Source organism: Vibrio sp. J2-3(2022), from assembly GCF_021725735.1.
Taxonomy (GTDB): Bacteria; Pseudomonadota; Gammaproteobacteria; order Enterobacterales; family Vibrionaceae; genus Vibrio; species Vibrio diabolicus.
Window position 1 is genome coordinate 447,100 of sequence record NZ_JAKKCK010000001.1, and the last position, 21,060, is coordinate 468,159.

The 21,060-nt window shown below is 44.2% G+C and carries 12 protein-coding genes; 10 read left to right on the top strand and 2 right to left on the bottom strand.

Annotated elements, in window-relative coordinates; translation table 11 throughout:
- The first annotated feature begins 65 nt into the window (after positions 1-65).
- Entirely contained in the window at positions 66-1,190 is a 1,125-nt protein-coding gene (locus L3V27_RS01995; RefSeq protein WP_151515697.1) for a Tricorn protease domain-containing protein, read from the top strand.
- Positions 1,187-5,929 carry an OmpA family protein gene (locus L3V27_RS02000; RefSeq protein ID WP_237310856.1) on the top strand — a complete coding sequence of 1,581 codons (4,743 nt, stop codon included), beginning with the start codon at positions 1,187-1,189 and terminating at the stop codon, positions 5,927-5,929. Before L3V27_RS01995 ends, L3V27_RS02000 begins: the two co-directional genes overlap by 4 nt.
- Before the next feature lie 81 nt (positions 5,930-6,010).
- Here L3V27_RS02000 and L3V27_RS02005 read toward each other — a convergent pair whose 3' ends face one another.
- The gene (locus L3V27_RS02005) at positions 6,011-7,642 is read right to left on the bottom strand and encodes a sigma-54-dependent Fis family transcriptional regulator (protein WP_237310857.1); all 1,632 of its coding nucleotides are present in this window, start codon (positions 7,640-7,642) and stop codon (positions 6,011-6,013) included.
- The gene (gene tssH, locus L3V27_RS02010) at positions 7,629-10,307 is read right to left on the bottom strand and encodes a type VI secretion system ATPase TssH (protein WP_150916887.1); all 2,679 of its coding nucleotides are present in this window, start codon (positions 10,305-10,307) and stop codon (positions 7,629-7,631) included. The genes L3V27_RS02005 and tssH overlap by 14 nt, the downstream gene beginning before the upstream one ends.
- Before the next feature lie 456 nt (positions 10,308-10,763).
- On the opposite strand from tssH, the gene L3V27_RS02015 reads away from it, so the two are divergent.
- From L3V27_RS02015 to tssA, 8 genes are all read left to right on the top strand, one after another.
- A complete protein-coding gene (locus L3V27_RS02015) occupies positions 10,764-11,282 on the top strand; it encodes an Hcp family type VI secretion system effector (RefSeq protein ID WP_005373415.1) in 519 nt (172 codons plus the stop codon).
- 72 nt (positions 11,283-11,354) lie between these two features.
- Complete coding sequence (gene tssI / locus L3V27_RS02020; RefSeq protein WP_237310859.1) at positions 11,355-13,433, top strand: type VI secretion system tip protein VgrG; 2,079 nt, start codon at positions 11,355-11,357, stop codon at positions 13,431-13,433.
- Positions 13,434-13,435: 2 nt separating this feature from the next.
- Positions 13,436-13,918: a hypothetical protein gene (locus L3V27_RS02025; protein WP_005392644.1), complete on the top strand. Its 483-nt coding sequence runs from the start codon at positions 13,436-13,438 to the stop codon at positions 13,916-13,918.
- A gap of 111 nt (positions 13,919-14,029) precedes the next feature.
- Entirely contained in the window at positions 14,030-15,349 is a 1,320-nt protein-coding gene (locus L3V27_RS02030; protein ID WP_237310861.1) for a hypothetical protein, read from the top strand.
- On the top strand, positions 15,330-16,322 hold the full coding sequence (locus L3V27_RS02035; protein ID WP_170901837.1) for a DUF2169 domain-containing protein: 993 nt from the start codon (positions 15,330-15,332) through the stop codon (positions 16,320-16,322). The genes L3V27_RS02030 and L3V27_RS02035 overlap by 20 nt, the downstream gene beginning before the upstream one ends.
- Positions 16,315-17,259 carry a hypothetical protein gene (locus L3V27_RS02040; protein WP_203347565.1) on the top strand — a complete coding sequence of 315 codons (945 nt, stop codon included), beginning with the start codon at positions 16,315-16,317 and terminating at the stop codon, positions 17,257-17,259. The genes L3V27_RS02035 and L3V27_RS02040 overlap by 8 nt, the downstream gene beginning before the upstream one ends.
- Before the next feature lie 237 nt (positions 17,260-17,496).
- Entirely contained in the window at positions 17,497-19,497 is a 2,001-nt protein-coding gene (locus L3V27_RS02045) for a protein kinase (RefSeq protein ID WP_237310863.1), read from the top strand.
- Positions 19,484-21,052: a type VI secretion system protein TssA gene (gene tssA / locus L3V27_RS02050; RefSeq protein WP_237310865.1), complete on the top strand. Its 1,569-nt coding sequence runs from the start codon at positions 19,484-19,486 to the stop codon at positions 21,050-21,052. Before L3V27_RS02045 ends, tssA begins: the two co-directional genes overlap by 14 nt.
- Positions 21,053-21,060 lie beyond the last annotated feature (8 nt).

The following is a 21,060-nucleotide window of genomic DNA, read 5'->3' on the forward strand; positions in this document are numbered from 1 at the left end:
ACTTATTCGGGTTGCGTTGTCACACTATTAAACGCGATCGAGAAAGATAACGAAGAGAATATAAGATGAATCTACGTCATACATTATGCTTGATTACTTTAGCGGTCTTATCTGGCTGTAATCAAGAATCGGCCAAGGAACCTGAACAACACGCGCCAAAACCTCAGACGGTTCAAGACCGAATCGCAGAAAAAAATGCTCAACAGTGGGAAGATGGTCGTGTTTATATCACAGAAAACAATTACGTTATTTATGACAAAGAGACGGGTAAACCTAAACACTTTATTTTTAAAGCTAAAGAATGGCCACGTGAAGATCTCACCAATGAAGGCTCTTATGATTTACCACGTGTAGTGTTTCGTTGGGATAACGCCCGAAATGAAGCGAAAGACCACTATGATCAAAGGGATAAAGTGTGGAGTATCAAAACGGATGGGACAGACTTACGTCTGGTCGCAGATGAGTTTGTTGGCAAAGTTCGTCTAATGCGTGTCTCTCCAAATAATCGCTACTTGGCTTTGGCCTATTCGGCCTCAGAAGGGATGTTTAAAGTAATTAAAGATCTTAAGACGGGTGAGTATATTGAACTAGGTCGTTCACGTGGCTACCCAGAGTTTCTATGGGCAGAAGACAGCAGCTATCTTTACTACGTAGACAAGTTTAAAGACTGGAAGTACACCTTAGCGACAGGCGACAAACAGCAAGTAGACACAGAGTTTAATGAGTACTCCGTGATTTATGATGGCAAGCGTTATATGGTCGATGAATATGGGGTTGGTGTCTTTGATGAGCGCACGGGAAAGGAGCTTTACTCGATAGTGCCGGATAGTTCACGTTCTGCAGATGAAGCCCGTTTTCGTAAGAAATCAATTAGCCCAACGGGGCGCTATTCTTGGGCCGAAACTAGAACGCACCGTTATCTTATTGATACCCAAAGTAGAACCTTCCAATCAGAAGAAATCGTACCGCGAGCGGTAGGTAAACTGCGCTATTTTGAGATTTTGAGTAAAGATGCGAATTATGCTCGGGATGGAGCGGCACGGGCCATCCTCAGTAAACTAAAAGAAAATAAAGAATTTGGTTCTTATTTAAAATGGGAGCAAATAGGGACGGGCCACAGTGCCAGTAATTCTTCTCTTTACAATGCCTTTGCCAACAATGGTGATTTTGTTAAAGGGGATGAACTGTGAGCACTCATGATACCTGTAACGCGATACCTTTGCGTGCCAATTACTATTTGTTTGGTGCTTATTTTCCTGCTACTCAGGAGGGTAGAAAAAACGTCTATCCAACTTGGCACGAAGAGCCTAGCTTGCTTAAAAATAAAGACGTGACTAATCTTCGCCCTTTAGCGAAAGTGCCGATGCTTAACGTCACCGATAGCGATAGGCCTAAGCTTTGGGCTACCGACCATAAATTTAAGTTATGTTCACTGGGTAATGGAAAGCCCGATCAATATGGGACTTTTGAGGTCCTGACACCAGAGCACACAATTCATGCGTTAGGTAGGGATCTACCCAAAGAGGGTGAGCAGACCTTCACTTTCCGCTTTCCGCCCTTGCCTTTAATAGCTTCACTTTCTGAGTTAAACCCCAAAGAGTTAGCTACAAAAGTTGCAGAGTTGAGTAGCCAGTTGGAAAACAGCGAAGCAAAACTCACCTTGACAGAGGTCAGCATTGAACAATTGGCTAAGCCTTACGAACCAGCTGCGAACGGGGGGCTCAGCGAAGAACAGGCAGAATATAATAAGTGGTATGAAGATGTAAGTGAATCGGGAGAGACACTAAAAGGCTTCGTTTTACCTGTTGTGGCGAGTTGCGCTGTGGTTTTTTCTGATCAAGGCTATGAAAGTGCGACGGTTACTTTGCAAAAGTTTGATTCAACCAAAGAAGGTGGGGAATACAAAACGATAGGCTCTTCAGTACAAGCGGCATTACCTGAAGATGAGCATTCAGAAGAAAATGCTAAGCAATATCCATGCGCGATGTTTCACGTTGATCCTGCTGATTTTAAAGAAGGCTTATACAGTATCCGTGTCGAATTTATTCCAAGCCAGATGAAAAATGGTGTTCCACAGTTCATTAAAGACGCTCATATTCAGCAATTTTCTGAAGGCTTAGATACAGTCTACACTTACGAGCTACGTGAACAGATTACCTTTTCTTCAAGCACTCCGTTAGGGAAATTTGCCATTGTCAGTGGCGATATGATCTCCCTTGAGGAATCCTTGATTTATCAATACCCTCAGTACTTTGGAAATATGAAACATTACCTTCACGGTAATGTACAAGGTGTAACAGCCAATACGCCAGCTTCAAGGAGTATTGCGTTACTCAAGAATATCCGAGATGTGTCTGCTCAGCTAGGAGCAGGGCTGCTGAGCGGTAGCTTGCAAGACACTTTAGACCGTGATGGCCGCCAAGCGGTGTTTAATAACGTCTCGAAACTGTATTGGGATGCAGTTAAGTCCGAGATGCCGCCTGCGATGAAAGCGGCAGGCGAATTGTATTACGGTATTTACAGTACGAAAGAAGCGCTTGATAAGTTGCAGGAACTCCACACACCAGCTATCGCGGGTGTTGGTTGGAAGGCGCTATTTCACGATAAGGTTTTTAACACCAATGAAGCTCGGGCAAGCGCACTAGCACTTTCTTTAGAATCACGTCTGGGTAACCGACGTGTGGTTGCCGGGCGAGTTGCGGAAGCTTGGCTTTCTGGTGGTAAAGCCGTTGGTTTTAATGGCTTCGGAACGGGACTGACAGCACTTAGTTTGTATAAAAAAGCTAAACAGCTGGTTAATCAAAATAAAAAGGTTGATAAAGCAGAGCAAGGAACAGAAGAAGTTACAAAAGACTACCTTGCTCAAATTCCAGTTTGGAAGACAGCTAACCATATCCAGGAAGAAAAACTAGAACAGGCTTTAAAAGATGCGCGTGATCAATCTGGCAATCAGATTGACGCCATTCTCGTAAATAGCTCTAGAGGCGCAGGAATAAAAATAGAATTTGCCTTTAACTCGCGTGAAAAAGAGTTAAAGGATCATGCATCTATATTTAAACAGCTTGCTGCTTCTCTTGCCAACGTTTTAGAGAATGAGCCAAACCTTAGAGTAGAGATAGAAGGGCATGCTTGCCAAGTCGGTACCGAGAAAGCAAATATGCAGGTATCGGCAGAGCGCGCAGAATATGCGAAAAAACTGCTCATGAAGGAGTTCCCTGTTTTTGAAGGTCGTGTTTCGGTAGCCGCTTTTGGTGAAAGTAAACCTGTCTATGTTCCCAAACAAGGTGAAAAAGTCGACCGCAACAACCCTAATCTAAGACAAAACCGTCGGGTTGTAATCCGTATTTACCTGCAATCCCTGAACATATTCTTTCATCCCAGTCGCTATGGCTCGCATGCAATGGAACGCTCTAGGCTTGCTCTAGAAGCTGAGATGGTTGCGCAAGATAAAGCAGAAGTCGCACTGCGAATGGCGATTTTTGACAGTGTCGTTGACGTCGCTTCCTATATTCCTGCTATAGCTCCTGCGGCAAGAGGGTTTATGCTTGCCATAGAGGGGTCAAAGACAGCAATATCTGCGGTGAAAGTGATTGATAGTTTAATGTTGGACTCCTTCCTAGAAGAGTTAAAGCAAAGCCATGAGGTTGTCAGTGAGCTTGAAAGGCTAGCAAAAATACATATCGAGTTACTTAACGATTTGCGACGCAGTAAGGTAGATGTAGGTATTGAATGTAGGTCTTATCAGGAACTCATTACTCACCTTGAGAGCGAAGAAGTTCGTAAGGAGGTGTTAAAACGCTACCAACTACGAGCGCTTGCTATTAATGGCTTAGTGTTATTACTTGCTGACCTAGGATCTCAAACCAAACGGAATTCTAATATCTCGTTTAGGTTTTTGGTTGAGCGTTACAAGGTGAAGGAATACATTGAGAATTACATTTTGAGCGATGATTGGTCTGTACATACGATCAAAGGAAACACCTTAGCGGCTAACTGGAAGAACCGTTGTGATAACGAGTACTACATCGAATTATCGACAAATATGCCACAAGGTGCACATCATTGGCCTGCTCCAATAACAACTAATAGCAAAGTTTCTCATCTCTCTATAACCGAAAACAGGGATAGCCTTAAAGCGGCAGGTGCATTTAATCAAATCTTCCCGATACAAACTATGTTGTTTGAACATCCAAATGAAACGATGTTTGATAACTTTACCGAGTCATTTAACCCGCAGGGAAGTGAGTTAAAGAAAGATGAAATCGGCTATTGTCGAATACTAGTTCAGTCAGCTCGCTATGCTGAAAGTGATGAACCGGAATGGATGTCATACGATAGTTGGATTCAGCAATCTAGCAACAGTCGTCTAGGTCCATACGATAAAGTGAAAGTGCAGTTGGTACTTAAAAAAGAAAACAAGTATGCGAAACCAGTTACTATTGGCTACGATCGCGTCGACGGGCTCGAAAATATTAAAGGCCCAGCTTTCAGTGACTGGATGTTGCCAATGAAGGTTAGTGACTTCAAAGCTGATCCTGATGGGCGAATAAGTGCTTTTTACAAGCAACAGGGGATTGATGACGGCGCTACGTTGATTGCTATTGAGCATATTCCCTCATTCCGCTTCGGTGATGTGATGATCGACGGTATGAAACCAATGACCTCTAAAGCAAAGCTAATATTCTCTGATGCAATGTTCAGTATGGCAGTTTCCGGAGCAGCGATATCGGGTCAGCCAAGCGACTATTTTGCAGAAGCGGATTCCTTTAAGCGCTATGTAAAAGGCGGAGGCTTCCAAAATATGCGTTACTGCTTGGGAATTAGAACGAATCAAGGGCAACATAGTTTTTACTTACCACAAGAGTACAGTCTGGGGCAGAAGTTTGATGATGCCGAAGATGAGTTGCAAATTGGCGCTTTAAGTACAGAAACTAGACTGGTTTTGCTTGATACCTATTTGGGAGAGCAGCAACTGCGTCTACGTGAACAGGACCTTATGGTAGAGAGCTTTACCTTAATGGCAAGTGAGGGAGACAAAAATACCATCCCTATACTTCATGGCATTAAACAGCAAGTGGTGGCTATAGACACCAAAGCGTCTGGTTTGAACTTTTTCAGTGAAAGAAAATGGTACCAATCGGCTGATAATATCTGGCGTGATGGTTTCTCATGGGGAAACAAAAAGAAAGACGATCCTGCCAGTATTTATGTACTGATTTTGGGTGAAAGTCATGAAAAAGCACTTTATGAACGTTTGGGTATGTCGTGGGAAGCAGTGAATATGTGTATTCAACTGGCGCTCGACGGAAATGATGGTAAGCCAGTTAAAGGTCCTCTTTACTTCACCGATATGTATCATATTGGTGAGTTTGTTCATAAAAACGAAGAGTGGATGTTTACTGAATCTATTTCAGAAAACCATCGAGAACAAGTTGATGCCATGAGTGAGTTTATAGGTGAAGCTGTAGGTAGTCTCACTAAAGAGAATGAACTATCTAAGAGCAAAAACTATACGATGTACTGCATGAGGTTTAACTTGGAATATGTTGCACCAACGGGAGTTAGGTTAAAAGGCCTAAGACCGTTTGGTGGTGTAATTGGTGGTAAAGCGAACTTGGAGCTTTCGGTTGCTCATCTAAAACAAGTCGGATTAAATGGAGTTGATGACTATGATATTGGTCGTGATGCTGTAATTTCTATTCCTTCTTTAAATGCGGATAGTGCTTTGGCTGGTAATTTCTTTAGTGATATGCCTTGGTTAATTGAGAAAGAGTCGACAGAGGAAGGCGTAGACAAGTCTGCGGCTGAAACTTGGAAGCAGTATAACGAATCTCAACGCAAGAAATGGCTGAAAGATTGGATTGAGAAACAACCTGCGGTAACTCAAGCACCCAAGCCCTTGGAAAAGTCACTTGATAACCCTTCCTAGATGCAAAAAAAAACCGCCTTCGGGCGGTTTTTCTTTTCTTATGACTTCATACTGAATTTAGAATTTTCTTTTTAAGCCCCATCAACCCGCTGCAGAAATATCGTATTTCTTCATCTTATGGTTGAGAGTGCTCATTGGAAGTGCCAATTGTTCAGCGGCCTTCTTGGTGTGCCAATTACACGCATTTAAGCAATCGATGATCACTGTACGCTCGTATTGGCTAACGACGTCCTTAAGGCTCTTTGAAGCGTCTTCTAAATCCGCTTGTGCCTGCCGCTCGTAAGCAGGTTGGTCTGGGGTAGGTGCGGCTGCTTTCATGCCGATATTTGGCACATCTTCTGGGATTTGTTCGCCAAACTCAATGTGAGTAATGGTTTCAAAATCGGACAGTAGCACCGAGCGCTCAATGATGTTCTTAAGCTCACGCACGTTCCCTGGGTATTGATAGGCAAGGAGCTGTTTACGTACGTTGGCACTTAACCCTGGCGCTTGCGGCAAACCTAGCGTGTTGGTTGTGTGTTGCACGAAATGCTCAGCAAGGGGAATAATGTCCGACTTGCGTGCTCTCAGTGGTGGTAATGTAATAGGGAACACATTCAAACGATAGAACAAATCGGCACGGAATCCGCCATCTTTGATTTGCTGCATAAGATTACAGTGGGTTGCGGCGATAACGCGAACGTCCACTTCAATCTCTTTGCTAGTGCCGATTGGGCGAACTTTACGCTCTTGCAGTACACGCAGTAACTTCGCTTGTAGTAGCATTGGCATATCGCCAATTTCATCTAGGAAAAGCGTGCCGCCGTTGGCTGCTTCAAACAAACCGACTTTGTCTTTGTCTGCGCCCGTAAATGAGCCTTTCTTATGGCCAAAGAGTTCTGACTCTAATAACTGCTCTGGGATTGCGGCACAGTTCTGTACGATCAAAGGTTGTTCTGAACGATTAGAGTTTTCGTGAATGTATTTCGCGATCACCTCTTTACCAGCGCCCGTTTCACCACGCAACAGCACATCGACAGGAAGAGATAGCACCTTATCAAGACGATTCAAGACATTGAGCATTTCTTCGCTCTCTGCAATAGGACCTTGATAGGCTTTCTGGGTACGCTTTTTGAGCTGAGTGTTCTCGCGTACTAGGGCTTGATTGTCGGCATTGAGATTTTTTATTACTTGCCCGTATTGCTCTAACCAAACGGCTTGGCGAATATTACTCGCAGCCATACGACAAAACTCAGTCAAGGCTGCCTCGTTGTCGATGACGTTCAAATCGAGTAAGACTAACAGTCCAATGGTTTTGCTTTCGCTATCAATCAAAGGCCAAGCCAGTAAGTTCTCGCTTTTTAATCCCAGTGTCTGCTCAGTTTGATAGATGCTTTCGCAGTCATAGCCGTTGTACTTATACAACTCGTTAATCAACACCACTTCACCATTACGAATGGCAAAGTTAAATGGGTCGTTCTCACTGGCTGAGTCTAACTGTAATGCTTCCCAAGGGTGGGAAACAATCGTTTTATCGTTATGGTGAGCGGTACTTGGAATCAACGCTTGCCCAGTCTGGTCCAAAACATAAATGATGCCGTGCTTTGCGAGGGTCATTTGTCTCGCCGCGGTCAACACAGCATCCAATGTTTGGGTAAGCTGGCTGCGATCAGCCAAAGACTGACTGATCGCAAGTAGGGCGTTACTAAGTTCGCTATGGTTAGCTGAACGCATAGGTTAGTGTTCCTTGCTCATCGACAGACACTTCGATTTGCGTATGTGAATCATCCTTGTCATGCACTAATAGCTGAGTCGATAGTTGCGGCAGCAACTGACGGTTGATGACCGCGTCGATATTACGCGCGCCTGTTTCAGCAAGGCGACAGTTACCTAGTACGAACTCAACCAAGCTTTCTTCGTAGCTTAGCGACAACTTGTGATGGCTCTGTAGACGCAGAGAAACTTTGTTCAGTTTGTGGTGAATAATTTCTGTCATTGCTTCATCAGACAGCGGAACAAATGGCAGTACTGACATACGTGCCAACAGCGCCGGTTTGAAATGTTGGTTCAAAGTAGGACGGATAGCTTCTGCGATGATGTTTGCATCGATGTCTTTTGATTGATGAACCAAAGATTCAATCTCGTGCGTCGCAAGGTTACTGGTCATGATGATCAGCGTGTTTTTGAAGTCGATGGTGCGGCCTTCGCCGTCGTTCAGCGTGCCTTTGTCGAACACTTGGTAGAATAGGTTCAACACTTCAGGGTCGGCTTTTTCCACTTCATCAAGAAGAACAACAGAATATGGACGTTGACGAACCGCTTCTGTCAGCATGCCTCCTTCACCGTAACCTACGTAACCCGGAGGTGAACCAATTAGGCGAGATACGGTGTGCTTCTCTTGGAACTCAGACATGTTGATGGTCGTCATAAAGCGCTCGCCACCAAACATTTGGTCAGCAATCGCTCGAGCAGTTTCGGTTTTACCCACACCACTTGGACCAACCAGCAGGAATACGCCCGTCGGTGCGTCTGGGTTACCTAGGCCGGCTTTTGCAGTTTGAATGCCTTCAGACAGTGCATCGATAGCGTATTCTTGGCCTTTGATGCTTTGTGTTAGGCTTCCTTTCAGTTTTAGCGTGGTTTCTGCTTCGTCTTGAAGCATCTTACCCATTGGAATACCAGTCCAATCCGAGATCACGTGGCTGACTTCATCTGGGCCCACTTCAAAGTGAACCAATGGATTGTCATTGCGGATCGCGTCTAACTGTTCTTGGCAGGCTGAAATCGCAATGCGAACCGCTTCTTCATTCATTTCTGCATATGGAGAAACGTCTTGATCTTGTTCTGAATCTTCGTCTGCAGCAAGCTCTTCTTCATTTGTTTCGCCGAAGACCAGTTCATGTAAGCGAGAGCGTAGAGCAATCATCTCTTGGATCTGCTCTTTTTCTTTGTGCCATTGCGTTTCTTGTTCTGCTAGCTCTTCTTTCGTTGTTTCCATTGCCAGTTTTAGGTCTGGAATGTTAGCAAGGCTGTGCTTGTCGCCAGTTTGCTGCAGAGCATCACGCTCAAGTGCTTCAAGCTCGCGCTGTTGAGCTGCAAGTTCTTGTTGCAGGGTCTCTACAGAAGCAGGAATAGCATTAAGGCTGATGTTCACTCGTGCACACGCCGTATCTAGTACATCGATCGCTTTGTCTGGTAGTTGACGGCCAGAGATGTAGCGCGCAGAAAGCGTTGCCGCAGCAGTGATGGCGTCATCACGCACGTAAACGTTGTGTGACTTCTCGTATGCAGGGCGAAGACCACGAATGATCAATGCTGCTTGTTCAGGAGACGGCTCGTCAAGTTTTACCAATTGGAAACGACGCGCAAGGGCAGGATCTTTCTCGAAGTACTTCTTGTATTCCGACCATGTTGTCGCAGCGATGGTTTTCACTTCACCACGTGCTAGGGCAGGTTTTAACAAGTTTGCAGCGTCGCTGCCGCCCGCTTGGTTGCCACCACCAACAAGGGTGTGTGCTTCATCGATGAAAAGAATGATAGGGGTTGGCGAATTTTTCACTTCATCCAATACTGCGTTTAGGCGTTTTTCGAATTCGCCTTTTACGCTTGCACCAGCTTGCAGAAGACCCATGTCCAGGCCGTAAAGCTCAACACCTTTGAGGTTGTCTGGTACGTCACCTTGTACAATCTTAAGTGCCAAGCCTTCTACTACTGCGGTTTTACCAACGCCCGGTTCACCAACAGCAATAGGGTTGTTTTTACGGCGACGAGCAAGAATGTCCACGATTTGGCGGATTTCTTGGTCGCGGCAGAAAACAGGGTCGATTTCGCCTTTGCGTGCTTTACCAGTGAAGTCGGTTGTGAACTTGCTCAGTGCTGAACCATCTTCACGAGCTTGTGTTTTCTCTGAAGTCGCGACTTGCGCCTCAATAGATTGGCTTGTTAGCTCCGCAAAGTTACGCTTAAGGCTGTCAGGGTTTACCGCTTCAAGGATAGAGGCGTAACCATGTTGGCCGTAACGGAGAGGGTTGCTAACAAGAGTAAGGAGTAGGGCGCCAGAGCGGATTTGTGTTTCGGATAGATCTAAAGAAGAAACCAGCCAGCTTTCTTGCAACCATTCGATTAATAAAGCAGAAAAAACAGGTTTGCTGCCATTTCCTTTGGCGTTGGTGTCGAGTGTGGATCGAACCGATTGTCTTAATAAGTTCTCAGAACAATCAAAATGACTTAATAAGACGTCAAAATCACTATTTGGCCTTTCTAATAGACTCAGTAAATAATGCTCAATTTGAACTTCGTTTGCTTTTTCAGAGACTGCAAGTGCAGCGGCGTCTTCTAATGCTACTTTTGCAATCGGGTGTAGACGCTGAATTAATGAAGAAAGGTTTATATTTATCATAGCCATTTTATTCTTTAGAGGAAAAGAGGTAGAGGCTATTATACTAAAAGTGATTGCGTTCTTTTTTTATCAAGATATTTTGACTATCGTTTGTTGGTTATTTTTAATTATTATTGTGACATTAATGTTTGTGGTTATTTTAATGGCGTTGTTATTCTAAATTAATTGATAGTAAAAGTGTCGGATTTATTAGTTTTAATGACTTTATTTACAAAGTTTTATATGGTTATTTTCACTTTTTAAAGTTAGAACAATTTATTATTATCTTAATCCAACTTTTTGGTTTTTTATCCAATAAATTGTACTCAAGATATTAGTGAATAATGCCTTGGTTTATTTAAGTCATTGTTTTTATTGTGCTTTAAAAGTTGGCACGGACTTTGATTATACCAAGTGGTCGCGGTGATAAGCGATTTGGTGATTTAAACAAAACAGATTTTAGAAAAGGAAATAGCGATGCCGACTCCAGCATATATGTCTATCCAAGGTGAGACTCAAGGCCATATTACTAAAGATACTTACTCTGCAGATTCAGTAGGTAACACATGGCAAGAAGCTCACGTTGATGAGTTCCTAGTACAAGAACTTGATCACGTGCTAACAGTTCCACGTGATCCACAAAGTGGTCAGCCAACTGGTCAACGTGTACACCGTCCACTTGTTGTAACTAAAGTTCAAGATCGCTCATCTCCACTACTATTCAACGCACTAGTATCTGGCGAAAAACTTCCTGAGTGTGTGATCCGCTTCTACCGTACTTCAGTTCAAGGTAAACAAGAGCACTACTACTCAATCAAATTGATTGATGCGCTACTTGTCGATATCCAAACTCGTATGAACCACTGTCAAGACGCAGCAACAGCTGACCGCGTGACAGAAGAAGTGCTTAAGTTCACTTACCGTGCGATCGAAGTAACTCACGAAAACTGTGGTACTGCGGGTAACGACGACTGGCGTGCTCCACGCGAAGCTTAATTGCTCGTCGCGTAAAGATTCAGGGCCAACGATTGTTGGCCCTAATTCGATTATTTGTATCAGGTAAAAGATATGGTGAATGACGTAGAATTTAAATTTGAAGTGCCTGGATGTGGGCATGAATTTCGGGTTGAGAGCTTTCATGTTCATGAAGAGTTATCTAAGCCTTTCCACATCAATCTCTCATTACTTTCACTTGATCCAGATATCTCGTTCGATGAGTTAATACGTAAAGCAGGAACATTGACACTTTACGGACAAGGTGTTGGGGCTGCGCGTGTGTTCAACGGCGTGGTGAATGAAGTTCGTTACTTAGGGACTGGACGTCGTTTTTCTCGTTATCAATTAGTATTGGTTCCTCAAGCTTGGTTCTTATCTCAGCGCCAAGATTGTCGTATTTTCCAGCAAAAGTCAGCGCAAGACATCATCACAGAAGTACTCGATGATGGGGCAGTCACCGATTACCGATTTGAAGTGTCGGGTACTTATCCTCCAAAAGAATACGTTCTGCAATATCGTGAGTCTGACTTGCACTTCGTGCAGCGCATGATGGCTGAACACGGTATGTGGTATTACTTTGACCATAGCAATTCAAATCATACGATGGTCATTGTCGACAGTAATGACGCGATTGCACCTTTGATAAGCTCGCCACTAAATGCTTCATACATTGGGCCGATTGTTTATCATGCCGATGGTGGCGGTGTTGCCGATCGCGAACATATCTCTGATCTCGAGTTAGTTAACCGCGTTAGAACGGGACAGGTTACGTACACAGATTACAACTACGAACACCCTAAAATTCCACAAGAGATGACACAGGCTGGTGAGCTAGACCAAGATCTCAAGCAGTTTGATTATCCTGGACGATACGTTGACCCACTGATGGGTCAGGTGAGAACCACGGAATGGATGTCGGAACACATTGTCGATAATCAACAAGTGGAAGCAACCAGTGACGTAATGCGCTTAGCATCTGGTTACAGCTTTAACGTCAGTGACCATCCGCGCTCCGAGATCAACCGCGATTACCTCATGTTGTCTGTAATGCACACAGGGCAAGATCCGCAAGTGCATGAAGATGAAGCGAGTGGTATGCCAACCACTTACTACAACCAGTTCTCATGTATTCCACGTGATGTGGTATTTAAAGCGCCTAAACTAGCGGCACCAGTAGTGGATGGCCCGCAAACGGCGGTTGTTGTAGGACCAGAAGGTGAAGAGATTTACACCGATAAGCTTGGTCGAGTGAAAGTACAGTTCCATTGGGATCGCTACGGTGATAACAACGAACATTCAAGCTGTTGGATTCGTGTAAGCCAATCCATGGCGGCACCAACATGGGGCGCAGTGTACTTGCCGCGTATTGGCCATGAAGTCGTGGTGACTTTCCTTGAGGGGGATCCAGATCGTCCGTTAGTTACGGGCGCAGTTTACAACGGTTTGCATTTCCCACCGTACTCTTTGCCAGAAAACAAAACTCGTACCACGTTCCGCACGCAAACGCATAAAGGAACAGGTTACAACGAGTTGAGTTTTGAAGACGAAGCGAACCAAGAAGAAGTCTATATTCACGCTCAAAAAGACATGTCTACCAAGGTGCTCAACAACCGTTACCGTGATATCGGTCAAGATGAATTCTTAAAGGTTGCACGTCACCAAACGAATGAAGTTCATGGTGACCATAAAGAAACCATTCATGGGCATAAAACGACACAAGTAAACAGTACGTTTACCGAGACAGTCGAGCAAGACGTTACCGTCACATACAACGCGAATGAAGCTCAGTATGTGAAAAACAATTCTGACTTAGAAATTGGTGATAACCGTACGACTAAGATCGGCAAAAATGATGACTTAGATATTGGTGAAAACAGTAACCTTACTATCGGTGCGTCTAAGAGTTCAGACATTGGTGCTGATGATAACCAGACGGTTGGTGGCAACTTAACGGTATCAGTGAAAGGTAACACCGCTTATAAAGCCGATGGTGCGACGCAAATCATCAGTGGCGACAAAATTGTATTGAAAACGGGTGGTTCCTCTTTAGTGATGAACAGTGATGGTTCAATAAAGTTATCAGGCTCGGCTATTACGATCGAAGGCAGTGACAAAGTCGTCGTGAAAGGTGGCAACGTAGTGGTTAACTAACAATGGAAAAACAACCTCTTACAACAGAAGTAATATCAGAGCAGCAAGCCGAATCAACGGCTTGCTTTTCGCGTTTTGGAATAATAGTGGCTATCAATGAGTCTACGGGCAGTGTACGAGTTGATTTTGATGGTAATCCATTTAAGCAGCCACTCACTGCGAGACTAGGACGTGGCTTTCGTCGTTCTGAACTGCAAATGGCTATCGATAATCGATTAAGTTGTCGAATTGAGTTTTTGAACGACGACTTAAGCTTGCCTCTTGTGACGGACATTTTTTTCTCCATTCTGGATGACTCTGATGAGTTTGTATTGCGAGCGAAGAAGATGGTTATCGAGACAGAACAAGAGTTGGTAGTCAAAAGTGGTGAGACAGAAACTCGCTATAGCGGGCGCGATGGACGAATTACCACTAAAGCGAAGTACGTCACTTCTCAAGCAGAAAAAGCACAAAAAATTCAAGGCGGAACGATAGCAATTAACTAGTTACATCGCGTTAGCTAATGGTTTTGTGTTAACAAGTCACGCCGAGTGAGCTAATTACTTCGAGTTAACTAATTGCAATCGCGTTATGGCACGCTAATAACGGACAACTAGATGCGACAAAGAATCGGTGCCGAGCACCTAAAGGCACCCATAACCAATCAAGAAGTCGAAGGCGCGTTAGCAAAAGCTGAGCGCGCTGTGAATGACCTTTCCCAGTTGCCAGTAACATGGCTGGATTTCTGTAATGAAAAGCTGTCCATTGCTTCTGAAAGTATCGGGTTTTTAATCAGGCAGCGAGTTCAAATTCACAAAAGGGGTTATCCAAGTCGTGAGTTGGAGTATCTCAAACTGATCGAACGCCAAATTGAAGAACTGGAGCAGGTGTACTTGTCGTTTTATCGATTAGCGCCGGGCTTACTCCATCAATTAAGAAGCAAAGAGCCAGAAATCTATATCTGGCTCATGTTACAAGGAGAGCTAGGTTCAGATCTTGATAACCTTTTGTGTGGACTGAGTTTGCTCGAAGATATTGACGCTAAAACTGCAATGGTCGTTGCCGTGCAATCTCCGGTTGAATCTATGGATAGCACGCTTTCGGAGCTTATTGAGGGTAATGCGACATCCAGTGCGTTTTACTTTGAATGCTTACGTGTACGTCAAACACTAAGCGTCTCTCTCATCAAGCGCTGGAACAAAGCCAGCATCATTAGCTCTCATGTTGCTTTGCCACTACTCGCTTTACAAGACGTGAAAGAGGGGATTGATTGGCTCAATGACAATGCAGGCAGCGAACAATATCTATTTGAACGTTTGATTACCAAACGTGACAGAGGCACTTGGTTCCGTCAGAGCTTTGGCATCGAACCAAATGGATTACCATCAGCGCAAGTGCTCACTTATGCCAAGTTGCTTGAGTTAAAAGAGTTTGAGGCGTTTGATATCTCTTCTCCATTAGCACCTGTTGATTTTGCGCTGAGTGGTGATTGGAAGTTGATGCCCCCAATCATCGAGCACTTGGAAAGTCTGGAGGAAGCGGAGGGTGAAATTTGGCTTCAAGCCTTGTATGTCGTCTACGGAAAACTTCTTCCTCTGACTCCGCAAGATGTTGGTGTCGAGTATGAATGGGAAGATATCGTCGATCTTCTCAATGAGTGGGTGGAAGATGAAAAATATATCCAAAATCTACCAAGCCGCTTGGGTTACGCATTGAGCTTCGAGTCTACGTTAGCTGCGATGCAAGATGCTAACGTTGATGTGCTGTTCCGCGATTGGCTATGGCGTCAACTCTGTATTCAATCCAGAGCCTACGTGCCTTGGGATATGGCAATGCCGATTCATCAACAAGACTGGAACTTTAACAATTTAAAGGCCGCACCTTCTGCGAGCGAACGATTCAACTTAAGGAATAGCAATGCAGTTATGGGATATTGAGGCGCACCCTGAGCTGTCACTTAAAGGTCGTTTTCAACGTGACGAAAACGGCGATGAAGTCTGGGTTGTGGTCGCCAAACGCACATGGCAATTCGATGGTGTGGTTTGGCACGAATTAGGTGAAAGTGAAATCTTCGATGATCCTCAATATTTGGGCGAAGAAGGCTTCTCTGCGATGAAAGTTGACCACGAGTTCGCGTATACCAAAGACAACACAGATGTACTTGTTTACGGCAAAGCACGCAGCTACGCGAAAAAGCCAGTGACATACCAAGAGTGTCGCGTGTTGATTGATGGTCATATCGATAAGACTCTCGCTATTTACGGGGAACGCGTATGGGTTGAGCATGCTGGCAGTATCACGCTGAGTAATCCAATCCCATTTATTGAAAAAGACATTGATTACACTTGCGCGGTAGGCGGTGATTTACGTAACCGAATAGGTGGTGGGGTTGCCGACTCCAACAAAGAATTGCTTGAACAGAAAGTACCCTCGGTTTTTTATCCTCGAGAGGACTGGAGTGCCGCCGCGAAAAAACTACGCGTTGCGGGGTTCGGGCCAGTCCCTCCGTTCTTTGAGTCGCGCCAGAAGCTGGCCGGCACGTTCGATGACGATTGGATTGAGAACCGCAAGCCAATGTTGCCACTCGATTTTGATAAGCGGTTCTTCCAAAGCGCGCCTATTGATCAGCAGTGCAAAGGCTTTCTTCATGGGGGAGAGCGTTTGATGATGAGTGGCTTTTGTCATGATGACACGCTTTCATTCCGCATTCCTAAAGAGAAATATCGAGCAACTGCCGTTTTTAATAACGATAGCTATCAAGTTGATATGGCGATGTACACCTTATTCGTTGATGCTGAAAAGAAAACCATATCAATCAGTTACACCGCTGCGTTTCCTTGTCAGGGTAAAGAGCATTTGTTGGTGTCGACATCGATCACTAAGTTGGAAGAGGTAAGCGAGCATGCATAATTCAACAGGTCGCTATGTGTTGGGTATGGAAGTGATGACACCAACTGGTATGAACTTAGATATTGCCAGTGCAGTTTCGTATGCTGATTTAGGAAGATTCGACCAATGTGTAGGAGATGATGGTATCGAGCGGTTTACTTACGCAAAAATCGAATACACCAAAGAAATGGAACAGTTTGAGAAAACGTGTGAGTTAATAACCCGCTTGCTTGATTCATTGTTGGAACAATTGCCGCGTTCTTTAAAGCCGATTCCGTTACTTATAGCGGTGCCTACGTCTGTTTCACTAGTAAAGGTGCAAGAATGGCTTGGTGAAAGTAACTATGCTGAGTTTGTCTCTGTGGTGAATGCAGTTCATGCCAGTGGGCCTAGTTTCGTTCTCCAGGCCATGAAATCATTGGATAAATACGATGCCATGATGTGTATCAGTGTCGATTCCTTGGTGAATTCGATGCAAACACTCATCGACGATGCGATGGTAATGAGTACGAATAATCCATGGGGCGTTATTCCGAGCGAGGGTGGGGCAGGTTTAATTCTTTGTCGTAGAAATACCATAGAGACATTGAAACTTAAGCCTCAAGCGCAACTTGGCTATATTGATACGGAATTAAATACTTCAGACCGAAGAGGTATGTTTCGACTTGTTCAACGTGCGAGCAAAAAGCTCGATTCATTTGGTGAAGTATATTCCGATATGACGAACCTTCGCATGCACACGGAAGATTACGGCTTTGCTCTGGGGGCTAAAGCGGAACGGTTCACGAATCCAGAACAGCCACAGCTTATTAACGAATTGTGGGGCACGTTGGGCAGTTGCTCTTCTCTAGCCTTAATCGCCTTTGCGGTCAGAGATCACCATTTTAGGCAACCAACCACGTTGTTAATGTTTGACTTTCATGGTGACAAGGGGATTCTCCAGTTGCTGCAATGTTAGTAGGCACTCATCGATCAAATGGCAATGAAAATACACTCATATTATTAGGTTTACGTTTGTAACATGAAAAAGCGTATAACTCATGCAGTGAAAGCGTAAGTAAAAAACTCTAATAAGTTAGTAATAATAACTAAAATAATAGGCTTACTGTTTGTTTTAAATACTAGCCTTGATACAAGTATGTTCAAGAAAATATTATTCAACTCTAATAATATTTATTCTATGAAAGAGTACTAAGTGTCTAATAATCAGAGTACAGCCAAAGGATATATCGATCAGTTGGTTGTGAAAGCTATTGAGAAAAAGAAACTGAATGAGCAAAGGCTAGCAGAAAAAAATAAGCCAAAGCTTGAGTACGTGCTTTTTTCACAATTTGATGTATTAGACAAGCTTCCCTCTAAAAATGGTAAAACAACCGTTTATCATCTCGCAAAAAAAGGGCAGCCAGAAAAGCAGATCTGTTGCAAAGTTATCAATGATGACTCGCCAGAATTTGCGAGCAAAATGTTGGTTAACGAAGCGAGTCGATTAGAGCTTTCCCAACATCCGAGCGTGGCTAACTTCATAAAAATCGGCAACGAATTCGAACGCCCATATTTGATGTACGAGTGGATCCAAGGTGAATCACTCGCAGAAAAGATGGAGCGCCACTCTTCTAAAGGTTTCCGCCACGACCATATCGCTTGGTTGGTATATCAACTCGCTGGTGCCTTAGAGTTTATGCACACAAGAGGCATCTGCCATCTTGATATTAAGCCATCCAACGTACTAGTGAGTGAAGGCGATTACGTTAAACTCATCGATTTCGGTGCTGCTCGTTATATTGGAGAAACGGAACCTTACGCAGAAGCAAGCTTGAACTACGCTTCACCTCTTTATATCGAAACTGGCATCGCGGAACCGCAAGATGATGTTTACTCCCTTGCTTTGCTCGCTGGACATTTATTTTTGGGTTCAATATTTGGTGATACTTGGAATAAACAATTAAAAGACCGAAAGCGTCCTGCATTGATCCCGGCTCATATTTGGAAGTTGTTGAAACAAGTCATCAATAAACCAAGAGGGCATGGCTATACCGCTATTTCTTTCGCCCAGCAGTTAGCACGAATCGATACTCAATCGATTAACTCAAATTCTAACGCACCAATTTTCAGTAGCTTGCGTAATGCGGATCTTCTGCTTACACACTGTAAGTCGAATGATAAAACAGCGTACGGACGCTTCAAACTATTGGAGGCGAGTTTAGTGTTGAGTGTGGTGGCAATGACAGGAAGTTATTTGTATCAGCAAAATTCGGATGCATTGGATGCTATTTTTGCCAAAGAAACGACACCTTTAAGTCACACAATCACGCCCACAGATACTGCTTCTTTTTTGGCTGAGCCGCCATGGAAAATCAAAGAAGTATTAGCAAAAACTGAGCAGGGCGTTGATACGACTGAAGCCTACCGAGAAGCGTATCGAGTTCAGCAACTAAGCCTTTCGGGTTTATATAATGAAAAACAGACTCAGTTGAAGTCTTACCAAGCTTTAGCTGATGGACTACCACAGACATTAGTGGATTTACGTAAGGAGCTTGTCACGTTGCGAGAGGAACTCGTTCGTGATGGTGCATTGTTTCCCTATGCGGACGAAACACTGACTAAAGTGATGTCTGGGTTAAATGTCGCTTCTATCGATTCCATGAAAATATCTGCCATAGCTGGCAGTCGAGATAAGCAGATTGCTCGCTTAATTTTAAGCGGTGAAGCTAAGCTCGCAGAAGAAGAAGTGAAAGAAGCATGGTTATTAAACCAGTCACAGGCATATTTCTATAGCCAAATCTTACCAAAGAGAGTAATGGAAAATATTAATGACTCCATTGATAAACATGCAGAAGCGCACTTTTATACCAAAGCGATTGAAGAAGCTGAATTAGCCAAAGCCTACTTCGGTAATACGCCAGAACTAGAAAAAAAAATAACAGACTTAATCATCGCAAGAAGCGAATTTATTCTGTTTAGTACGGTGATGGAGCAATCCATTTTCGACAAACAGAAATTGCATGAGTCCCTTGCTGATTTAGAACGAAATGCGCCAAGAAAATTTACAGAAATCACAAAAATTCTAGATAGCATGGCGTCGGATGCGATTAATCAGAGTCATCAGTTTTCTAAGCCTGCAAATGGTGCCATTGCCGTAGCCCGTGCATTGAGAGACTACTTGACTGAAGGAGATGCGAATTTTGTCCAACACTGATACTGATCACCTTCTTAAACCGATTTCTGATGAATCTCCTGCGGGTAACGATGCTCGTTACGAGTTTTGCTATGAAATGATGGAAGCCGAGGTAAAAAAGTTCGGTTCTCTATTTGGCGAAACAGTCGACTGGAATGTAGTAAAAACCAATGCGATTGAAGTGCTCGAGCATCATAGTAAAGATTTAAAAGCACTTTGCTATTTAGTACGAGCGCTTGCAGAGGAATCCGGGCTCAAAGGTTTTGAGCAAGGTCTGAAGCTGCTTAATGAGGCGTTATCTTGCTTCGGTAATGATCTTTACCCGTCACGGAAACGCGGTAGAGACGGTGCGGTGGAGTGGTTGAACCATCAATTTAAATTGATGAGCACTAAGCTTGCGGACAGTGCGCAATCTTGGGAATTAGTTTCAGGCTGTATTTCGGCGATTGAAGAAGTGCAGCGTCAGTACGACGATGTTTACCAAGATTCCGAAGCTGACTTCTTTGAGATTCGCACGCAGCTCAATGTTTTATCTCAACAAGCAGCTGCCGATGACCAGAGCGATGACGCAATAGCTACCATCGAACAAGCGGCACCAGCTACGCAGCCTGCCGCGGTAGAAACGCCAGCACAGAACGACGTTCAAACCGCTTCAGCGAAGACGGTTCCGCCGACGCCTAAACCTGCGCCAGTTAAGAAAGCCGTAGCAAAAGAAGTCGATGTCGATACAGATTTCTCGTCGCCTACGGCTTCAAAACGCACGTTAAAAAAAGTCGCGGAAGTCATGCTTCATGCGAATCCAAGTGATCCGCTGGCTTACCGAATTTATCGTCATCTGACTTGGGATGACATTGATGGTCTACCTGACCACCAAAACGATCAAACGCCATTGAGCTTGGCGGTATCGTCCGATCAGCAAGCGGAATACCGCGACAAAGCCAATCAGGAAAGTGACATCGACACGATTAAACGTTTGGAGCGCACGCTAACTGACGCGCCATTTTGGCTCACAGGCCACCATTTCGTGTATTTGATGCTTACTAACTTAGGTTTTGATGACGCAGCACTTGCCGTGAAACAAGAAGTAAAGCGGTTTGTTGAGTCATTGGAGGGCATCGAACGCCTCTCTTTTAAGAATTCTATACCATTTGCAGATGAAGCAACATTGAGTTGGTTGTCTACTCAAGATGCTACTTCATCGGCAGCACAAACTGTTGTACAGACGGTTGTGATCGCTGAAGAAGATTCATTGCTGGTGGAGGATATCACTCTAGAAAATCTAGGGGAATATGCCGCAGAACTCGCCCGCAAGCTTGAGCTTGATGGCTCAGGGCGTGGACAGTTCATGCTGTATTTACAATTGATAGCAGCTTACCAGTCTGTTGGATTATACCCGTTGTGTTTGCCGTATCTTGAGAAGGGGTGGGAAGTACAAAATGCGTTTAATCTCGCGAGCTGGGAACCCCACTTATCGTCGCAGTTAGAAGACCTGATTCGAAAAACACTCCATCAGTTATTCAGAAGTAAGGATCTTTTACCTGAGAAGTATGAAGAGTGGAAAGCAATTTATGACTAATTAAAGAG